We start from the raw sequence: 19,744 nt of genomic DNA, 5'->3' as shown, positions 1-19,744 counted from the left end.
GAACGGCGGTTTGGACGTCTGGTTAATGTTTACGGTTAACCAATTCCTGCTTCAGGCACGTGGGTGGGCGTTGTCGTAGATTTCCAGCAGTCGTGCGGTATCGACGCCGGTATAGACCTGTGTTGTGGAGAGGCTCGCATGGCCAAGCAGTTCCTGAATGGTGCGCAGGTCCCCGCCGCCGGCCAGAAGATGGGTGGCGAAGGAATGGCGCAGCGCATGCGGGGTGGCGTTTTCCGGCAGGCCGAAAGCGCCGCGCAGCTTCTGCATTTCCCGCTGGATGATCGCGGGCTGAAGCTTGCCGCCTCGTGCGCCGAGGAACATCGGTTCGTCCGCGGCCAGAGCATAGGGACATAGCTTCCTGTAGGTATCGACCGCTTCCGTCACTACCGCAAGCAGCGGCACGATCCGCGTCTTGTTGCCTTTGCCGGTGATGCGCAGGCTGCGGGTGCCGGGTGGAAAATCGGCTGGCGTAAGACCCAATGCCTCGGAAATGCGCAGCCCGCAGCCATAAAGCAGCGAAAGGACCGCGGCATTGCGGGCGGCGATCCAGGGTTCTTCATTCAACTGTGCCTCGGCCGTGGTGATTTTCAGCGCCTGCCGGTCGGTGAGCGGTTTCGGCAGGGATTTCGGCTGTTTTGGCGCACGCATGGCGGTCGCACCCGCTGCGTTGACGAGGCCTTTCTTCTGCAGATGATGAAGAAGCGAGCGCAGTCCTGCCAGATGCCGGCCGAGCGAACGCGCGCCAGCGCCTTCCTTGCGCCGGTTGGCCAGAAAGGCGCGAAGATCGACAGGGCGCAGATCGGCTATATCTCTTATGGCCGCGGGCCTGCCGATATAGCCGGTGAGGAATGTCAGAAACTGGCGCGTGTCGCGCTCATAGGCCTCGACGGTGTTGTCGGCAAGGCGGCGCTCGCCGGCAAGGGTGGCGAGCCAGGACTGGCGCTCGTTCAGGAGATCGGGTTCGGCAAATGTCAGGATTTCGGTCACGCGGTACTCCATTCCATCCCCCGAAACTATGCTCTTATGGTCAGTATTTGGTTAAGAGGTGGACTTTGCCGGGCGCGCCCACTACACCCGGGCGGTTTCCTTTTTCCTGTCTCCGGGGCATGGTCGCCACATCATGGCAAAAGATTCGTCCGATCTGTTTGGGGCTCTGTTCGACCCGCCGTCGCCCACGCGTACGGTGCCCGTTCTCGTGCCCATGCCGGCGCCCGGGCCTTACAGCTATGCCGTGCCTGAGGATATGTTGGTGGAGACCGGCTCCATCGTTCAGGTGCCGCTTGGGCCACGACAGGTCTTTGGCGTGGTGTGGGACGAGGCCGGAGAAAAGAGCGTCGATCCGAAGAAGCTGCGGCCCATCACCAAGAGTTTCGAGTGCCCACCGCTGAAGGTGGAGATGCGCCGCTTCGTGGACTGGGTCGCTGCCTATACGCTGTCTCCGCCCGGCCTCGTGGCGCGCATGGCGCTGCGTGCGCCTGCCGCCTTCGATCCCGAACCGATGATCGAGGGGCTGCGGCTGACCGAAGGCAGGCCGGAGCGCCTGACTCCCGCCCGCGAGCGGGTAATGGAGCTGGCGGCCGAAGGCCAAGGCTGGACGAAGAGCGGACTTGCCCATGCGGCCGGCGTCTCGACCAGCGTCATCGACGGTCTCGTCAAGCAGGGCGTGTTCGAGACGGTCTTTCTGCCCGCGCCACCTGTCGTGGCCGAGCCCGACCCTGATTATGTCGAGCCACGTCTGGAAGGCCCGCAGAAACAGGCTGCCTCGGAGATACTTGAAGATGTGCGCAGGGGTGGCTTTCATGTCTCCCTGATCGACGGCGTAACGGGCTCGGGCAAGACCGAGGTTTATTTCGAAGCGGTGGCGGAAACTTTACGACAAGGCAAGCAGGTCCTTATCTTGCTGCCGGAAATCGCTCTGACGGCGGCGTTTCTTGAGCGTTTTCAGGATCGCTTCGGTGCGAAACCGGCGGAATGGCATTCGGATCTGTCGCCGCGCATGCGGGAAAAGGTCTGGCGGCAGGCGGTGACGGGCGAGGTGAAGGTGGTGGCCGGCGCGCGCTCGGCACTTTTTCTGCCGTTCGACAATCTCGGCCTTATCATCGTCGATGAAGAGCACGACCCGGCCTACAAGCAGGAAGACCGCGTCTTTTATAATGCCCGTGACATGGCTGTGGTGAGGGCGCGTATCGCCGAATTCCCTGTCGTGCTGGTTTCGGCCACGCCGTCGGTGGAAAGCCAGGTCAATGGCAGTTCGGGGCGTTACAACACCATCCACCTGCATACCCGCTTTGGCGATGCGGCGATGCCGGACCTGCATCTCGTCGATATGCGCCGCCATCCGCCAGAAAGGGGAGGGTTTCTCTCGCCCGTCCTGCTGCGCGGCATCGGCAAGACCATCGAAAAGGGCGAGCAGTCCCTGCTCTTTCTCAATCGTCGCGGTTATGCGCCGCTGACGCTCTGCCGGGTTTGCGGTCACCGTTTCCAGTGCCCGCAATGTTCCAGCTGGCTGGTGGAGCACCGCTTCCGCAATCAATTGCAGTGCCACCAGTGCGGACACAACGAGCCGACGCCCGACCATTGCCCGGAATGCGGCACCTTCGATCACTTGGTGGCCTGCGGGCCGGGGGTGGAGCGGATCGCCGAGGAGGTTGAGAAACATTTCCCCGAGGCCCGCACCATCGTGCTGTCTTCCGATCTCATGGGCGTCAAGCGACTGCGTCTGGAGCTTGAGGCAATCGTCAAGGGAGAGGCGGATATCGTCATCGGCACGCAGCTCGTCGCCAAGGGACATAATTTCCCGCTGATGACGCTCGTCGGCATCGTCGATGCCGATCTCGGCCTTGCCAATGGCGATCCGCGCGCGGCGGAGCGGACGTTCCAGTTGCTTTCGCAGGTGACCGGCCGTGCCGGACGAACGGGGTTGAAGAGCCATGGCCTGCTGCAGACCTACCAGCCGCAGCACCCGGTGATGCAGGCGATCGTCTCCGGTGACGCCTCGGCCTTTTATGAAAGGGAGATCGTCGAGCGGGAAAAGGCCGTTCTGCCGCCATTCGGCCGTCTCGCTTCGATTATCGTCTCCGCCGATACGCGCGCGGAGGCGGAAACCCATGCGCGTGGATTGCGGGCCGCGGCTCCGCAGGTCACCGGCATCATGCTTCTCGGCCCGGCGGAAGCGCCGTTGGCACTGATCCGTGGCCGTCACCGTTTTCGTCTGCTGGTGCACGGGCGGCGCAATTCCGACATGCAGTCTTTTCTTCGCACGCTTCTTGCCAGTGGCCCGAAGGAGCGTGGCAGCGTGCATGTGCAGCTCGATATCGATCCGCAAAGTTTCCTTTGAACTTTGCCAAAGAGGGCGTTTTCCCGCTGTCGTGACCGTGTCATAACGCGAGCGAACAACACAATGATTTGGGGAACGAGATGGAGTTTTATTTTCCGGCCGAGTTCGGCGAGCAACTGGCCTTCGGCGCGGCGGTGGTATCAGCCATCATCGGCCTGTTTTTCATGTTTGCGCCGGGGTTGACGCTTCGCGCCTTCGGTCTGCAGCCGGCCGGCGAGCGCAGGGATGGTTACGCGCTCGCGCGCTCGTCGCTTGCCGGCTTTTATCTCGGTCTCGGTGCTGCCGCGCTCCTTCTCGCCCAGCCCATGGTCTATCTCGCCTTTGGTGCGGCATTCGGCCTCAGCGTCTTCGGCGGCATTCTCTCCATGCTGTCGGATGGTGGCGCAACCATGCGGAATTTCTTACTTCTGGTTGTGCACTTTCTGCTGTCCGCACTCGCGTTGAGCTACGTCTTCGGGCTGGTCTGAAGCGGGCTTTTAGGCATTTGTGCCGCAGATACGCCGCATCCTGAGCGAAATCGGAAAATTTAAACGCATTCCCCCTTGCCCAAACGGCGCTTTCCGCTATTACGCGTGTTGCGAGTCCCGGCGTCCTATGCTAGACGGACCGCGAAATTGGGAAAAGGCAGGGGGGAATTCCGGTCTTTTTCGGGGAAATTGAAACGATTTCAAGAATTTGATGCGGTGGAGCCCCATCGCTGATGGTCTTGGACGATTAGCAGGGAAAAAGTGCCCGTGGCAGAGACCTCCCAGGGAACATCCGGTGTAGCGGAAAGGTATGCGTCGTCGCTTTTCGAGCTTGCTTTGGAAGCGGGTACGGTCGAAGCGGTTCAGGTCGAACTGGACAAGTTCGGCGCACTTCTCGACGAAAGCGACGATTTGAAGCGTCTGGTTGCGAGCCCGGTGTTTTCCGCCGAGGATCAATTCAAGGCAATCACCGCGATTTGCGAAAAGGCCGGCATCGCTGGTCTCGCTGTTAATTTCCTTAAGGTTGTTGCGAATAACCGCCGTCTCTTTGCCGTTCCCGGCATGATCCGCGCCTACCGCACCATTGCCTCCGCCCACCGCGGCGAAATCACCGCCGAGGTCACCTCGGCACATGCGCTCGACGAGGCGCAGGAAACTGAACTGAAAGCGGCGCTGAAGAGCGTTACCGGCAAGGATGTGACGATTTCCGTTACCGTCGATCCTTCGATCCTCGGTGGCCTGATCGTCAAGGTCGGTTCGCGCCAGATCGATACGTCTCTTCGCACCAAACTTTCCACCCTTAAGCTTGCACTGAAAGAGGTTGGCTGATGGATATCCGCGCCGCGGAAATTTCCGCAATTCTGAAAGATCAAATCAAAAATTTCGGCAACGAGGCGGAAGTCTCGGAAGTCGGTCAGGTGCTTTCCGTCGGTGACGGTATCGCCCGCGTTTATGGCCTCGACAATGTTCAGGCCGGCGAAATGGTCGAGTTTCCCGGCGGCATTCGCGGCATGGCGCTCAACCTCGAAGCCGACAACGTCGGTGTGGTTATCTTCGGCTCGGACCGTTCCATCAAGGAAGGCGACACCGTCAAGCGGACTGGCGCTATCGTTGACGTTCCCGTCGGTCCGGAACTGCTTGGCCGCGTCGTCGACGCGCTCGGCAACCCGATCGACGGCAAGGGCCCGATCAATGCCGCCAAGCGTTCGCGCGTTGACGTCAAGGCTCCCGGCATCATTCCGCGTAAGTCGGTCCATGAGCCGATGTCGACCGGCCTCAAGGCCATCGACGCGCTCATCCCGGTTGGCCGCGGCCAGCGCGAGCTCGTCATCGGCGACCGCCAGACCGGCAAGACCGCCATCATTCTCGACACGATCCTGAACCAGAAGGCCATTCACGACAATGGTCCTGACGGCGACAAGCTTTATTGCGTCTACGTCGCTATCGGTCAGAAGCGTTCGACCGTTGCCCAGTTCGTAAAGGTTCTGGAAGAACGCGGTGCGCTGCAGTACTCGATCATCGTTGCCGCAACGGCTTCCGATCCGGCTCCGATGCAGTACCTCGCTCCGTTTGCCGGTTGCGCCATGGGCGAATATTTCCGTGACAACGGCAAGCACGCTCTCATCGGTTACGACGACCTTTCCAAGCAGGCCGTTGCCTATCGTCAGATGTCGCTTCTGCTGCGTCGTCCTCCGGGCCGCGAAGCTTATCCGGGCGACGTTTTCTACCTTCACTCCCGTCTTCTCGAGCGCGCTGCAAAGCTCTCCGACGAAATGGGCGCTGGTTCGTTGACGGCACTGCCTGTTATCGAAACCCAGGGTAACGACGTTTCGGCCTTCATTCCGACCAACGTGATCTCGATCACCGACGGCCAGATCTTCCTCGAAACCGACCTGTTCTATCAGGGTATCCGTCCGGCTGTTAACGTCGGTCTGTCGGTTTCGCGTGTTGGTTCCGCCGCTCAGATCAAGGCGATGAAGCAGGTTGCCGGTTCGATCAAGGGTGAACTCGCCCAGTATCGCGAAATGGCTGCATTTGCTCAGTTCGGTTCGGACCTTGACGCTTCCACGCAGCGCCTGCTTAACCGCGGTGCCCGCCTGACAGAGCTTCTGAAGCAGCCGCAGTTCTCTCCGCTCAAGACGGAAGAGCAGGTTGCGGTGATCTTCGCTGGTGTCAACGGTTACCTTGACAAGATTCCGGTCGCACAGGTCGGCAAGTTCGAGCAGGGTTTCCTCTCCTACCTCCGCTCGGAAGGTAAGGCGATCCTCGACACCATCCGCACGGAAAAGGCTATCAGCGATGATACCAAGGGCAAGCTCAAGGGCGCTCTTGATAACTTCGCCAAGTCTTTCTCTTAAATCAGGGCTCTTTTACTCGGACGGATAACGGATGCCTTCACTAAAGGATCTGAAAAACCGCATTGCCTCCGTGAAGGCGACGCAGAAGATTACCAAGGCGATGAAAATGGTCGCCGCGGCGAAGCTTCGGCGCGCCCAGGAAGCTGCGGAGGCCGCCCGGCCTTATTCTCAGCGCATGAGCGCCGTTCTTGCCAACATCGCCACGGCGGTCGAGGCGGACGTTGCTCCGGCGCTGATGACCGGCACCGGCAAGGACGACGTGCATCTGCTCGTCGTCTGCACGGCTGAACGTGGTCTTTGCGGCGGTTTCAACTCGCAAATCGCCCGTTTTGCCCGCGATCAAGCCCGCAAGCTGATTTCCGAAGGCAAGACGGTCAAGATCATCACGGTCGGCAAGAAGGGTTACGACAGCCTTCGCCGCGAATTTGCATCGCTCATCATCGAGCGTATCGAACTGCGTGACGTGAAGAAGGTCGGCTTTGAAAACGCCGACCAGATCGCCAAGAAGGTGATCTCGCTCTTCAACGCGGGTGAATTCGACGTCTGCACGCTGATCTACTCGGAATTCAAGTCCGTCATCAGCCAGATCCCGACCGGCCTGCAGCTCATTCCGGCCGCAACGCCTGTTGTGGAAGCGGCTGAGACGACGCAGACCGCCGTCTACGAATATGAGCCGGATGCGGCTTCTATTCTGGAAGACCTTATTCCGCGCAACATTTCGGTTCAGGTTTTCCGGGCTCTGCTCGAAAACGTTGCCGGTGAAATGGGCGCCAAGATGAGCGCGATGGACAATGCAACGCGCAATGCCGGTGAGATGATCAACAAGCTGACGCTTTCCTATAACCGTCAGCGTCAGGCTCAGATCACCAAGGAACTCATTGAAATCATTTCGGGCGCGGAAGCGCTCTGAGGTAAGGAAAGAGGGTAAGGATAATGGCTAAGGCAGCTACCCCCAAGAAAACCGCAGCGGTGAACGGCGCGGGCAAGGTTACCCAGGTTATCGGCGCTGTTGTCGACGTGGCGTTCGAAGGCGAACTGCCTCCGATCCTGAACGCGCTCGAAACACAGAACAATGGCAACCGCCTCGTTCTGGAAGTCGCGCAGCATCTCGGCGAAAACGTCGTGCGCACGATCGCCATGGACTCGACCGAAGGTCTGGTTCGCGGTCAGTCCGTTGCTGACACGGGCGCACCGATCGAGGTTCCTGTTGGTCTGGAAACGCTCGGCCGCATCATGAACGTCATCGGCGAGCCGGTTGACGAAGCCGGTCCGATCGTAACGGCCAAGAAGCGCGCCATCCACCAGGACGCACCGTCTTACGTCGAGCAGTCGACGGAAGGCCAGATCCTCGTCACCGGCATCAAGGTCGTCGACCTTCTCGCTCCTTACGCCAAGGGCGGCAAGATCGGCCTCTTCGGCGGCGCCGGCGTGGGCAAGACGGTTCTCATCATGGAACTGATCAACAACGTCGCCAAGGCGCATGGTGGTTACTCGGTATTCGCCGGCGTGGGTGAGCGTACCCGCGAAGGCAACGACCTTTATCACGAAATGATCGAGTCGAACGTCAACAAGCTCGGTGGCGGCGAAGGCTCCAAGGCTGCGCTCGTGTACGGCCAGATGAACGAACCGCCGGGCGCCCGCGCTCGCGTCGCTCTGACCGGTCTGACGATCGCTGAAAACTTCCGTGATGAAGGCCAGGACGTTCTCTTCTTCGTGGACAACATCTTCCGCTTCACGCAGGCTGGTTCTGAAGTGTCGGCTCTGCTCGGCCGTATTCCTTCGGCCGTGGGTTACCAGCCGACGCTGGCAACCGACATGGGCCAGATGCAGGAACGCATCACCACCACGAACAAGGGTTCCATCACCTCGGTTCAGGCAATTTACGTTCCCGCCGACGACTTGACCGACCCGGCGCCGGCAACCTCGTTCGCGCATCTTGACGCAACGACGGTTCTGTCGCGTTCGATCGCTGAAAAGGGTATTTACCCGGCTGTTGACCCGCTCGACTCCACCTCGCGCATGCTCGACCCGATGATCGTCGGCGAGGAGCACTACGAAGTTGCCCGTAAGGTTCAGTCGACCCTGCAGCGCTACAAGTCTCTCCAGGACATCATCGCCATCCTCGGCATGGACGAACTGTCGGAAGAAGACAAGCTGACGGTTGCCCGCGCCCGCAAGATCGAGCGCTTCCTGTCGCAGCCGTTCTTCGTTGCTGAAGTCTTCACCGGTTCTCCGGGTAAGCTCGTCGCGCTCGAAGACACGATCAAGGGCTTCAAGGGCCTGGTCAACGGCGAATATGACAGCCTGCCGGAAGCAGCTTTCTACATGGTCGGTTCGATGGAAGAAGCCATCGAAAAGGCAAAGAAGCTGACTGCTGAAGCCGCCTGATTATAAATTGGTGGGCGCGTGGTTTTACCGCGCGCCTTCCGACCAATGACAGCGAAACCGAAATGGCTTTCGCCTGCGTTGTTAAAAGACAAGTCCGTGACGCCCGCGTAATTGAAAAGAAGTGAATAGCCATGGCTGACAGTTTCAAATTCGATCTCGTTTCCCCGGAGCGTCTGCTCGTTTCCGAAACGGTTACGGAAGTCGTCATCCCGGCTACGCTGGGTGAAATGACCGTTCTGGCCAATCATGCGCCGACGATGACCACGATCAAGCCGGGTCTGGTGACGGTGAAGTTCGCCTCTGGCGAAACGCACAAATACGTCGTGTTCGGCGGTTTTGCCGATATTCTTCCGACCGGCTGCACGCTTCTCGCCGAATCCGCTGTTTCGGCTGACGATATGTCTCCTGATACGCTGCAGAAGCGCATCGATGCGGCCAAGGCCGAAATCCAGGAAGGCAATCATCACCACGAGCATCTTACCAAGCTTGAAAAGCACCTCTATGAGCTGACGAACCTGCATGAGGTTCTCGTCGCTGCTTGAAAGCACCGGGCGGGTTCGAAAGAATGACTGCCCACAAAATATTTAAAACAGAAAGCGGCCGTTTCGGTCGCTTTTTTGTTTTCAGCTGTCTCCTGCTTCTTCCGCTTGGGATATGGCGGGTTGTCGCCCAAGGCACGTCACGCGGCATTGGCTCGCGTCTACCGAAATCGATTCCGATTTTTCAGGTGATGGGCTAGATGTGAAGACGAAGAGGAATACCGCTTTACCGGTCATAGATCGATGTGGTGGTGTGTTTTCCGTCATGGAGGAATGATCGTCGTGTCGGTAGAAGCAAGTTATCGAAGGGTTGCCAGAACCGCTTTGCGAGAGGGCACGCCTGCCACAGGTGAGCGTGCCGTGCCGGAAGAGGTGCCGGTTGCCTTTTCTTACGGTGGCAGCACCCATGCCGTGATGATGGCAAGCCCTGCCGATCTCATCGATTTTGCCGTCGGCTTCAGCCTCACCGAGGGCATCATATCGATGCTTTCCGAAATCCAGGCCATTGAAGTGGTCGAGGCGGGGCAGGGTTACGATGTCCAGGTGGATCTGACAGATGCCGAGGCCGATGCGCTGCGGGCAAGACGACGGCATATGGCAGGCCCGGTTGGCTGCGGTCTCTGTGGCATTGAATCGATAGAGCAGGCGGTTCGTGTCGTGCCGAATTTGAGCGGCGTGAAATCGTCTGTTCACGGCAATGACATCGTTGCGGCTGTGAAGGCCCTGAACGAGGCACAAACCCTCAATCGCGAAACAAGGGCTGTTCATGGTGCCGGGTTTTATAATCCGCGTGAGGGGCTTTTGGCGGCACGCGAAGATGTCGGCCGCCACAATGCGCTCGATAAATTGGCCGGTGCGGTGGTGAATGCGGGCATTTCCGCGGAGACGGGTATTGTGGCGGTTACCAGCCGCCTGTCGGTTGAGATGGTACAGAAGACGGCGATCCTCGGCTGTCCGGTTCTGGCGGCGATCTCCGCCCCCACGGCGCTCGCCATCGAGACTGCCGACAGAGCGGGCATCACGCTTGTTGCGTTGGTCCGGGGTGAAGACTTCGAAATCTTCACCCGTGCAGACCGTGTTATTCTGTAGCCTCGGCGGTTGGCTTCGACATAGGTGGGTTTAGAATTCCGCCCATTCGGCTGCTGCATTGCCATGTGCCCCTGCCGTGGCATATCGCGGCTGAGGTGTCGGCAGCCGGGTTATGCTGGCGCGTTTTTTGTCGATGGGCTGGGCAGATGATATCTGTCCGTCGCCGGATATTCTGAACTGTCGCAGCAATTCATAGAGGTTGTCAGCCTCACTGGCGAGACCGTGGCTGGCGGCAGTGGTTTCTTCCACCATGGCGGCGTTTTTCTGGGTCGCCTGATCCATGACGTTGACGGCCTGGTTGATTTCCCTCAGCCCGTTTGCCTGTTCGCGCGATGCCTCGACGATTGCCGAGACATTTATGTCGATTTCGCCCATCTGCGACTGAATGTCCCGCAAGGCCTCGCCAGTTCTGCCGACGAGATCGACGCCATTGGCGACCTGTTCGCGGGAGGTGTTGATGAGCGATTTGATCTCCTTGGCCGCGACGGCGGAGCGTTGCGCCAGCTCGCGCACTTCCTGCGCCACAACGGCGAATCCCTTACCGGCCTCCCCGGCGCGGGCGGCTTCGACGCCTGCATTCAGCGCTAGAAGATTGGTCTGGAAGGCAATGTCGTCGATCACGCCGATGATGTTGGTGATTTCGCCGGAGGAACGCGAAATCGCGTCCATGGCGGAAATTGCCTGCTGAACGACGTCGCCGGAATGTTCGGCATGTTCTCTCGTCCGCAGCACCAGCTTGCCCGCTTCGCCGGCACGCTGGCTGGCATCGGTCACGGTGGTGGTGATTTCCTCCAGCGCTGCCGCAGTTTCTTCCAGCGAGGCCGCCTGCTGTTCGGTGCGTTGCGAAAGTTGATCGGCGGCTATGCGGATTTCGCCAGAGCCGGAGGCGATTGTCGAGGCATTGTGGGAGATCGTCTGCATGGTGGCCTGCAGCTTGCCGACGACCTCATTAAAGTCCGCACGCAGCTTCTCCATGCTGGGCACGAAGCTGGTGTCGAGGCGCTGCACGAGGTCGCCCGCGGCCAGCGCCTGCAAGGCATCGGCAAGCACGGTGATGGCGCTCATGCGCGGGGTCACGTCGGTGGCGAATTTCACCACTTTCACGACTTTTCCCGCCTCATCCAGGACCGGGTTGTAGGCGGCCTGGATCCATATTTCCTTGCCGTTCTTTCCATAGCGGACAAATTCGTCCGAAATGAACTCTCCCGATGCCAGCCGTTGCCAGAAATTGGCGTAAGCCGCGGATGCGGTATAGGCCGGATCGCAGAACATGCGATGGTGTTTGCCCTCGATTTCCTTCAGGTCGTAGTTCACCGTTGTGCAGAAGTTCGGATTGGCGGTGATGATCGTACCGTCAGGGAAAAACTCGATGGTGGCCTGAGAGCGGGATAACGCCTCCAGCTTACCTGCATCTTCGACGGCCTTGATCCTCTTGGCGGTGATGTCGGTCGCGATCTTGACGACCTTGTAGGGTTTGCCCGAACGGAAGACAGGGTTGTAGGATGCTTCGATCCAGACGGCTGATCCATCCTTGCGGATGCGGCGATACTCTTTCGCCTGAAACTCGCCTCGTGCAAGAGATTCCCAGAACTCCTGATAGGCGTGCGATGCAGCAATCTCCCGGTCGCAGAAGATGCGATGGTGCTTGCCGACGATTTCTGCGAGATCGTAACCCAGCGCCATGCAGAAATTGCGGTTTGCGGTGAGAATATTACCCTTGAGATCGAATTCTATGACCGCCTGCGATCTGGATATCGCATCGAGCATATTTCGGTTATCTGCGCTTTTCCCTAACCCCAGCATTAACGTCCCCCAAATATCGGTCCACGGGGCGGCTCGCCGCACCCAAGGTGTGGCCCGCGCCGTATCATGTTGAACAACGAACAGGTTTTGCCGCCATGGGCAGCAATGCAGGCACTTGCGACTTTACGGCCTTCGTCAGCTATCGGACCCTGGTGAGATATGACGCGGGTGAGGTTACTGTTAGTTGGCTTTTAATATTAGATATCTATAATATTAAAATGTTCTTATTTAAGTTGTGGGGCGCGCGGGAAACAAAAACCGCCGGGGGTGCTCCGGCGGTCTGGTTCTGTTGTCGATGATAGCAGTGAAACGCTTGCGTCAGACTGTCATCGCCTGATCAGGCGGCAAGATCTTCGGCTTCGGTTCCCTTGAACATCTTTGCGAGGTTCAGGAAGCAGATCATTCCGTGTTCGTTGGCAATGATGCCTTCGGAATAGGACTTGTCGAAAGACGCCGAGATTTCCGGAACCGGCTGTACCTGGTTCGCCGGGATCGTGAGGATGTCCGAAACGCGGTCAACCAGCATGCCGATGACCATGTTGTGCACTTCGGCTACCACGATGGCGCTTCGTTCATTGGCGACGGTGCTCTTCATGCCGAGCTTGTGGGCCAGATCGATGATCGGAATGACCGAGCCGCGCAGGTTCATGACGCCGATGACGTCTTTCGGCGCGTGGGGAATGGGCGTGGAAGGCGCCCAGCCGCGGATTTCGCGGATGGTCGTCGTCTTCACGCAGAACTCCTGATCATGCAGGCGGAATGCGATGATTTCGAGCGTCTCACCGCCAAAATTGGTAGAGTTAATCATTGCCATCAGAATTCTTCCCAATGCTCGCTGTGGAGGCCGGCGCAAGTGCACCGACACTTGCATGTGCGAATTTGGCGTTCTGCCTGGTGCCTGAACAGCCGGAAATACCATTTCCGTCTTCAATGGAAGATTCGTATCATGAGATGGTTTCGCAAACCTAAATGCGGAGCCGTCTCAATATTCCTTCTCGTAAAATATCCCGGCCGCACCTTCGCCATTGCCGCCCGCTTCGCCGCGCAATTTCACGCCGCGCCCGACATCGAGGTTGATGATCGCCTTTGCACCGGATTCGCCGCTCTGCTGCAGCTCAAGATAGGTTCTTTCATTGAGATATTTGCCGGCGGAAACGCGGGCCTGTCCCTCGGAATCCGTGGAAATATCGAGATCGTCGACACCGAGATTGCTTCGGAGCTTGTCGAACAGCGAGGTTGAGCGTCCGCCGGCGAGCTGGGCGGCGGCATCGGCCAGCCGCGCGATCTGCAGCGCGGAGAGCTTCGACATGGACTGTCCGAAGATCAGCTGCGCCATCACCTCATCCTGCGGCAGCGCCGGGGCGGAGGAGAAGGCAAAGGTCGGGTCGTTGGCATTGCCGGAAACGGATACGGTGACCGTGGTCGAACCCACCGTCGAATCCGCCTTCATATCGAGAACCGGGACAAGGCCGCCGCCAAAGGTGATATTGCCTGTCGTGAAATCCAGGCGGCGGGTGAGGATTTCCAGCCGGCCGCGGCGCATTTCAAAGCCGCCGGAGATGACGGGAACGGCGGCCGTGCCGCGGATGGTCAGATTGCCCGTCAGTTCCGCATCAATGCCGCGGCCGCGCACGAAGATGCCGCTCGGCGCATTCACCTGCAGATCCAGATTGATGGTGGAGGAGCTTCCGCTTCCGCCCTGGTCCGCTCCGAGCGCCTTGGCCTGAGCGCGTACCTTTGGCGGTGCGTTCTTGTGCTTGACGTCGATTTCCGTCAGCGAGGCCGGAAGTTTCTCCGGAATGGTGATGGCGCTTCTGTCGAGCGTCAGGTTGCCACCGAGCACTGGCGAATTCAGCAGTGGCCCTTTCAGCGTCAGCGTGCCGCTCACCACCGTCGTTACCAGCGTACCGTCATTATAACCGGCGCGATCGAGCGTGATCGAAATATCGGCGGGGAAACCCGAGCCGCCGGCAATGCCGACGCTGCCGGTTCCTGAGATCGTTCCACCGCCGGCGAGTTTGCCCGTCAATCTGGAAATGACGGCACGGTCGCGGTCAAACGTGATCGTTGCGCCCAGGCCATTGATCGTCAGGTTCCGGCGCACATCCGTCAGGCGCGTGCCATCGGTGGTGATGCTGCCGGTCACCACAGGTGCGGATGCAGTGCCGGAGATCTTGACGTCGATGGCGGCGGTGCCATCCACATCAAGGCCCTGTGCGGCGGTTTGTGCTGCAACGGCGCTGAAAGGCAGCCGGCCGGAAAATGCCATGGAAAGTGGACGATTGCCGGCGATGCCGAGCGAGCCGCCGCCGGAAAGCGACATGCCGCCTTGACCGGTCACGTCAGTGTCGATCTGCAAGTTGCCGCCGACAAACCGGCCATTCGCCTTGATACCAAGGGCGGCAAGCCCGGCGGCACGCGTCTGCGCAACCTCGGCATTGTCCCAGTTCAGATTATAATCGACCGAGGGGTCGGATGCCGCGCCCTTGGCGTTGACGGTACCGGATATGCTGCCCGCTGCATCCAGCCCGGCGGCAAAGGCGTTTGCCAAGTTTGCGGGAAGCGCGCGGATATCGGCCTTGATATCGAGGGTCGAACCGGCGGTGCCGTTGACCTCAACGCGACCATCGCCCGTGATGATGGTCAGATCGGTGATGCGGGCCGTACCATTCTGGATGGCGATGGTGCTTGGTTTTTCAAGCCGTACTGGAATTCCCTTGGGGGCGGCCGAAAAGGCGTCGACCCGCACGGTCATGGGTGAACCGCCGGTATCGGCGCTGCCTTTCACCACCAGAGGCGCATTGTCATAGCGGCCGTTGACATCGAACGCAGTCGTTGTGCCCGAATGTCCGATGGTGGCATTCAGGCCTGAAATCGCGGCCGTGCCGGCATTGACGCTGTCGGCGCTGATCTTGCCGTTGATGGCGAGAGCCTTGATGTCATCGATCGAAATATCGGCGGCCAGTTTTGAAATCGTTGTCGTGCCCTGGCGGATATTGCCGCCATTTGCCTTTATCGTCGCGGCGATCTTGCCATTGACGTTGCTCAGCGCGATATCGCCGGCAATATCGCCATCCGCCTGCTGGGCGGCCAGTGCGGCCAGCAGGGCGAGATCGGGGAAATTGAAGGAGAGATTGCCCGTCGGCAGGAACTGCTGCGAAAATTGCAGCTTCCCGTCCAGAATGTTGCGGCCCACCGCGACATGAAGTTCGGGTATTGCCGTGCCGTTCTCGGTCTGCACCACATTGGCGTTGGCGTCGATCTTCTGCCGGTCGAGGCTGCCGCTGGCCGTCAGCTTTGCCTGTGGTGCGGCCGGGTCGGCCTTGCCGGAGGCAGTGACCTTCAATGTTTCGAGTTTTCGTCCGGCAAGGATGGCGCTTTCGGAACTCAGGGTCACGTTGAAATCAGGGGCGGCGAGCGCGCCGCTGGCTTCGATTGCAAAATCGGCGATGCCCTTCGCCTGCGGCGTCAGCTTTTCGAGTGCCGGGAATTTACCCTTGAGGTCGGCGCTTAGTGCATCATTTTCGAGGCTGACATTACCAGCCGCCTCGATCGTTCCTGACTTGATGACGAGGTTCTCGATACTGGTGCGTCCACCGATGATCAGGTCGATGTCGCCCTGGAGGGCGATGGTGGTGTCGAATTTTTCCGCGAGTGCCGGTGGAAGCGTGGCGGGTAACGCGAAGAGCTGAACGCTTGACGTCAGGCGGTTATCAGTGAGATCGAAACTGCCGTTTAGCGTGCCGCCGACGCTGGCGCTTTCCAGCGTTGCGCCGTTAAAACCGATGGCGGAAGAGGTAAGACTGAGCGGCGCCTTGATGGTAAGAGGCGCGCGTACCAGCCGGTCGATATCTGGACTGACGAAGGATGATTGCGCGACGGACAGGACGGTAGCGATCGTGCCGCTGCGGTTGGCGATATTGAGATCGGCGCTCTCGGCGGTCAGTTTGACATCGTCAAGCCGCCCCTGTGGCAGCGCGAGGCTGCGCAGGGAAATCGTGGTGTTGAGGTGTGCGGCATCCGCACCACCCTTCAGGGAAAGATCGAGGCCGTTGATGAGGGCCTGAATTTCACCATTGCCGAGTGGCCAGCGGAAATCCACGGGGCCGGCGGTGCCGATGAGATTGGCGGCCAAATCGTTCTGACCATTCGGATCGACGGTGCCTGATGCCGTCAGCAGCAACGCACCGGTCTCAAGCGTACTGCTGCCGATTTCGATGCGGCCCTGCGGGTAGAGTGTGGCATTCGCGTCGAGTTTCGTCTCACCGGCAAAAAGCTGACGGAACGCAGGTGGCAGCAGCAGATCGGGCTGGCCGCCGCCTGCAATCTCTATACGGCGCGTTCCGTCGTCGCCAAGGAGATGACGGCCGGTAACGTTGACCACCGCATTGCCGGCGACATTGCCGCGCAGGGTGCCCGTCCAGCTGGAAAGTGGGCCTTCGCCATTGAGGTCTATCGCCACCGCAGGCGTGCCGGGGAGCGAAAGCAGTGTGGCGAGCAGGCCGCCTTCGGGTTCCTTCATCTCGGCTTTCAGCTTCAGCACGTTCTCATTCGGCAGGAATGCAACGTCGGCATTGACCTCCGCATCCACTGCATTTCGCCTGTGAGCGGTGAGCGAAAGCCGCATGTCGTCCTGGGCGGCCTTGAGGTTGCCTTCCGCCGTCAAGTCGAAGGCGCGGCCGAGAAGCGATTGCCCAAGGCTGATATCCGGGAAGCTGAAATTATCGATGACGATTTCAATAGGAAGGGAAGAACCGCCGGAGCTCTTGCCTGTCGTCTGCTGGGCCGGCAGCGGTTGGCGCTCCACATCGATCGATCCGGCCGAGACATGGTCAGCATGGAAGGTGCCGGCAAGCAGTGACAGTGGCGACCAGTCGACGGCAATCTGGTTCAGGCGGGCATAGGGGCCCTGCCGATCTGAAAGCGTGACGTTATCGAGCCGCAGGCGGCCGGTCAGAAGGCCGCCCGGAGGAGAAATCTCGATCGTCTGATCGGGTGTCGATACGAGCGATGAAATCTGGTTTGCGGCAATCCGGGCGCCCATCGGCGTAAAACCGACGAACAGAACCGCAAGCAACACCAGCACCACGCAGCAGAGTGCAGCGTAGCCTAGCCATTTCAGCAATCGAATCAACGTTTTCATCAAGGGTAATCTACACTCTGTTGCAAGGGTGTTCGACTGCGGCGTTTAAAAAGACTGGCCGATGCCAGCATAAATGCCGAAATTGTTGCCGCCGTCGTATTTTTCGAGCGGCATGGCGACATCGAGACGCAGAGGCCCGAAGGGCGTCGCGTAACGCAGGCCGATACCGGCACCGGCCCGGATATCGGAGAAATCGGGTGTTACCCCATCAGAAACGACGCCGGCGTCGAAAAACGGCACAAGGCCGATGGTATCGGTGACCTTGATGCGGGCCTCAACGGAGCCAACCACGTAGGAGCGGCCGCCAGTCGCATCGCCCGCCGCATTATAGGGCGAAATCTCCTGGTAGCTATAGCCGCGCACCGATCCGCCGCCACCGGCGAAAAAGCGGCGGGTGGTCGGTATATCCTGTAGATCGCTGCCGCCCACCAGAACACCGCCGGAGAGCTTTCCTGCCATGATCAACCGGTCTTCGGCACCAAGTCCCTTATAGCCGGTGATAGAGCCTTCGAAAGAGGAGAAGAACGTGCCATTGAGCGCTTCATAGCTTGGCTTGGCGGCCAAGGATGCGCGAAAACCTTCGGTCGGATTAAGCTTATCGTCGCGCGTGTCGCGCACAAATTCCAGCGGTATCGAGGTCGTCAGATATTCGTTTTTGCCGAATGCATCTTCGGTATCGGCCCATTGGACCTCCAGACCCGCGGCGGCTGTGTCCGTATCGTTCAGTTCGTAGGCGAAACCCGCCGTGCCCGTCAGCGTTTTGGCCCTGTAGGTGTCCGGGTTTTCGGTCTTGGCAATCAGGCTGGTCTTGAACGTCGTGCGGGGGTTGAACATCCCCGGCTTGGTGAAGGTAATGCCCGCCGAATAATCCATGCCTTCGACGCTGGATGCCTCTGCGATACGCGAGACAGAGCCTTCGATGCGCAGTGATTCCGCCTGTCCGAAGAGGTTACGGTGACCCCAATATCCTTGAAGCCCGATACCTTCGGTCGTCGAATATTGAGCGCCGACGCCAAAATAACGGTGCTTGCCTTCGGATACTTCGATGGTGAGCGGAATGGTTCCGTCGCGGGCAAGCGTCCCCGCCTCCTTGATCGTCAGGCTGGAAAAGACGCCGAGCTGGCGCAGGCGGTCGGCGGCTTTGCGCAGCTTTTCCGGTGAATAGGGCTCGCCGCCATTAAGGCGCGAATAACGGCGGATGAAGTCGCCATCGACGGTTTTTTCACCGGTGACGGTGACTGTGCCGAGCGGCGCAACGGGGCCACCTTCAGCTGCCATCGTAATGTCGACCGTATTCGTCGCGTGGTTTGCGACCGCCTCGCGTTTCGTCAGTTTCGCGAGCGGCCGGCCTTCCGCCTTCAGATCATCGATCAGCTTGTTGCCGGCGCGGATAATTGCCAGAGACCCGGCATCACCGCCGGCGATCAGGCCGTATTCATCAAGATTGCGGCCCGTTACATCGCCTTCAAGGCGAACGTTGCCGAGGGTAAATTTCGGGCCCGGCGTTACCGTTATGACCACGGGTACAGGCGTGCTGTGATCGAAAACCGGGTTGGGAGGCAGGTCATCAACGTTCTTTCCGGCCACGGTCACGTTGACGATGCCGCCATAACGGGCGTTTTCATAAAGTGCCGCGATCAGCCTGTCCCTGTCGTCTCGCGCCTTTATCAGAAGGCCGAGATCGCCGGAGGCAGGTTTGTCCTTGTCGGCCAGAAGAAGCGAGCTGTTTTCCAGACTGCTCTTCAGGGACTTGTCGGCGTCGGCCGCGTCAAGCGTGACGGCATATTTGACCGGGTTGATAACTTCGACCTCCGGTTCTTCCGAACCCCAGAGGCGCATGCCGAACAGTTTGAAGGCGAAAGCATCACGGGCAAACGCCGGATACAGGGCGAACGTCAAAGCAACCGCAAGCGCGGTGCCAGCTTTCCGATACGCAATACCTGTCTTCGGGTTAGTTCGTGTTCTTCGCATAAGCTGCTTTATGGTTGAGCATTTATTGTCGCCCTAACCCGTTTCCTGTCCGTTAACATTGCAATTTAATCATAAATAAACGGCTTTGAGGACCCTCGCGCTGATGTTTTGCCGCCATTAACGCAAAAAGCCCCGGGTGACCGGGGCTTCTGTGCAACTGTATATCGTGCAGCGATTAGCGGCAACGTGCCGTGTAACGCTGGCCATACTGGTCGCGATAATAGCAATAGCCCGGCTCGGAAGCGTTACCGATCAGAGCACCGCCCACGCCGCCGATGGCTGCGCCAACTGCTGCGCCACGAACGTTACCAGTGACCGCACCACCGATAACAGCGCCGGAAACGGCACCGATCGAAGCACCCTTTTCGGTCTGCGTGCAGCTTGCAAGCGACAGGCCGACCAGCGCAAATATGATTGCCTTTTTCATGAAACTCTCTCCAACGTTACAATGAGCTCTTCGGCTCGGTAGGCGTCCCATATTTATCTGCGGCGACTGCTACCTCCGACCGCCACAGATAACTAACAATTCGATGTCGTTTAGGGAAGCCTCGTCTTTCGGCATTCCTTCGAGCGTAAATCGATTGCGTGCCAGACAACGGCGCCACGCGGAAAAGGTTCCAAATCTCTCGGTTTTTTGATGTGAATCAATT

Annotated in this window: 14 protein-coding genes; 8 read left to right on the top strand and 6 right to left on the bottom strand. The window is 59.4% G+C overall.

Features of this window, described 5'->3' with window-relative positions:
• Window positions 1–51: 51 nt before the first annotated feature.
• A complete protein-coding gene (locus GSF67_RS12340; RefSeq protein WP_006310777.1) occupies window positions 52–999 on the bottom strand; it encodes a tyrosine recombinase XerC in 948 nt (315 codons plus the stop codon).
• 121 nt (window positions 1,000–1,120) lie between these two features.
• On the opposite strand from GSF67_RS12340, the gene GSF67_RS12335 reads away from it, so the two are divergent.
• The 8 genes from GSF67_RS12335 to fdhD all read left to right on the top strand — a co-directional run bounded on the left by GSF67_RS12335 (window position 1,121) and on the right by fdhD (window position 10,177).
• The gene (locus tag GSF67_RS12335) at window positions 1,121–3,337 is read left to right on the top strand and encodes a primosomal protein N' (protein ID WP_035214705.1); all 2,217 of its coding nucleotides are present in this window, start codon (window positions 1,121–1,123) and stop codon (window positions 3,335–3,337) included.
• Window positions 3,338–3,417: 80 nt separating this feature from the next.
• On the top strand, window positions 3,418–3,804 hold the full coding sequence (locus GSF67_RS12330) for a phage infection protein (protein WP_006310775.1): 387 nt from the start codon (window positions 3,418–3,420) through the stop codon (window positions 3,802–3,804).
• Window positions 3,805–4,065: 261 nt separating this feature from the next.
• Entirely contained in the window at window positions 4,066–4,632 is a 567-nt protein-coding gene (locus tag GSF67_RS12325) for a F0F1 ATP synthase subunit delta (protein WP_176072026.1), read from the top strand.
• A complete protein-coding gene (gene atpA / locus GSF67_RS12320) occupies window positions 4,632–6,161 on the top strand; it encodes a F0F1 ATP synthase subunit alpha (protein ID WP_006310773.1) in 1,530 nt (509 codons plus the stop codon). The genes GSF67_RS12325 and atpA overlap by 1 nt, the downstream gene beginning before the upstream one ends.
• Before the next feature lie 31 nt (window positions 6,162–6,192).
• Window positions 6,193–7,071 carry a F0F1 ATP synthase subunit gamma gene (locus GSF67_RS12315; RefSeq protein ID WP_006310772.1) on the top strand — a complete coding sequence of 293 codons (879 nt, stop codon included), beginning with the start codon at window positions 6,193–6,195 and terminating at the stop codon, window positions 7,069–7,071.
• 23 nt (window positions 7,072–7,094) lie between these two features.
• A complete protein-coding gene (atpD, locus tag GSF67_RS12310; protein WP_006310767.1) occupies window positions 7,095–8,549 on the top strand; it encodes a F0F1 ATP synthase subunit beta in 1,455 nt (484 codons plus the stop codon).
• A 131-nt stretch (window positions 8,550–8,680) separates the two neighbouring features.
• Complete coding sequence (locus GSF67_RS12305; RefSeq protein ID WP_006310765.1) at window positions 8,681–9,091, top strand: F0F1 ATP synthase subunit epsilon; 411 nt, start codon at window positions 8,681–8,683, stop codon at window positions 9,089–9,091.
• 270 nt (window positions 9,092–9,361) lie between these two features.
• Window positions 9,362–10,177 (top strand): formate dehydrogenase accessory sulfurtransferase FdhD, encoded by an 816-nt coding sequence (gene fdhD, locus GSF67_RS12300; protein ID WP_083815712.1) that lies wholly within the window; start codon window positions 9,362–9,364, stop codon window positions 10,175–10,177.
• A 30-nt stretch (window positions 10,178–10,207) separates the two neighbouring features.
• Here fdhD and GSF67_RS12295 read toward each other — a convergent pair whose 3' ends face one another.
• From GSF67_RS12295 to GSF67_RS12275, 5 genes are all read right to left on the bottom strand, one after another.
• Complete coding sequence (locus GSF67_RS12295) at window positions 10,208–11,944, bottom strand: methyl-accepting chemotaxis protein (protein ID WP_006310761.1); 1,737 nt, start codon at window positions 11,942–11,944, stop codon at window positions 10,208–10,210.
• Window positions 11,945–12,317: 373 nt separating this feature from the next.
• A complete protein-coding gene (locus GSF67_RS12290; RefSeq protein ID WP_003504949.1) occupies window positions 12,318–12,794 on the bottom strand; it encodes a chemotaxis protein CheW in 477 nt (158 codons plus the stop codon).
• A gap of 168 nt (window positions 12,795–12,962) precedes the next feature.
• Window positions 12,963–17,123, bottom strand: a complete 4,161-nt coding sequence (locus tag GSF67_RS12285; protein ID WP_035214703.1) for a translocation/assembly module TamB domain-containing protein — start codon at window positions 17,121–17,123, stop codon at window positions 12,963–12,965.
• A 45-nt stretch (window positions 17,124–17,168) separates the two neighbouring features.
• Entirely contained in the window at window positions 17,169–19,094 is a 1,926-nt protein-coding gene (locus tag GSF67_RS12280) for an autotransporter assembly complex family protein (RefSeq protein WP_050813466.1), read from the bottom strand.
• Window positions 19,095–19,269: 175 nt separating this feature from the next.
• On the bottom strand, window positions 19,270–19,521 hold the full coding sequence (locus tag GSF67_RS12275) for a YMGG-like glycine zipper-containing protein (protein ID WP_004443753.1): 252 nt from the start codon (window positions 19,519–19,521) through the stop codon (window positions 19,270–19,272).
• Window positions 19,522–19,744 lie beyond the last annotated feature (223 nt).

This window comes from Agrobacterium sp. CGMCC 11546, assembly GCF_013365515.1.
GTDB classification, from domain to species: Bacteria; Pseudomonadota; Alphaproteobacteria; order Rhizobiales; family Rhizobiaceae; genus Agrobacterium; species Agrobacterium fabrum.
The sequence above is the reverse complement of the archived record's forward strand: the minus strand, read 5'-3'. Positions and strand labels throughout refer to the sequence as shown.

Bases quoted from the DNA above. Each gene is read 5' to 3' on its own strand.
- GSF67_RS12340 (WP_006310777.1), bottom strand. From the start codon at position 999: ATGGAGTACCGCGTGACCGAAATCCTGACATTTGCCGAACCCGATCTC.
- GSF67_RS12335 (WP_035214705.1), top strand. From the start codon at position 1,121: ATGGCAAAAGATTCGTCCGATCTGTTTGGGGCTCTGTTCGACCCGCCG.
- GSF67_RS12330 (WP_006310775.1), top strand. From the start codon at position 3,418: ATGGAGTTTTATTTTCCGGCCGAGTTCGGCGAGCAACTGGCCTTCGGC.
- atpA (WP_006310773.1), top strand. From the start codon at position 4,632: ATGGATATCCGCGCCGCGGAAATTTCCGCAATTCTGAAAGATCAAATC.
- GSF67_RS12315 (WP_006310772.1), top strand. From the start codon at position 6,193: ATGCCTTCACTAAAGGATCTGAAAAACCGCATTGCCTCCGTGAAGGCG.
- atpD (WP_006310767.1), top strand. From the start codon at position 7,095: ATGGCTAAGGCAGCTACCCCCAAGAAAACCGCAGCGGTGAACGGCGCG.
- GSF67_RS12305 (WP_006310765.1), top strand. From the start codon at position 8,681: ATGGCTGACAGTTTCAAATTCGATCTCGTTTCCCCGGAGCGTCTGCTC.
- fdhD (WP_083815712.1), top strand. From the start codon at position 9,362: ATGATCGTCGTGTCGGTAGAAGCAAGTTATCGAAGGGTTGCCAGAACC.
- GSF67_RS12295 (WP_006310761.1), bottom strand. From the start codon at position 11,944: ATGCTCGATGCGATATCCAGATCGCAGGCGGTCATAGAATTCGATCTC.
- GSF67_RS12290 (WP_003504949.1), bottom strand. From the start codon at position 12,794: ATGGCAATGATTAACTCTACCAATTTTGGCGGTGAGACGCTCGAAATC.
- GSF67_RS12285 (WP_035214703.1), bottom strand. From the start codon at position 17,123: ATGAAAACGTTGATTCGATTGCTGAAATGGCTAGGCTACGCTGCACTC.
- GSF67_RS12280 (WP_050813466.1), bottom strand. From the start codon at position 19,094: ATGCGAAGAACACGAACTAACCCGAAGACAGGTATTGCGTATCGGAAA.
- GSF67_RS12275 (WP_004443753.1), bottom strand. From the start codon at position 19,521: ATGAAAAAGGCAATCATATTTGCGCTGGTCGGCCTGTCGCTTGCAAGC.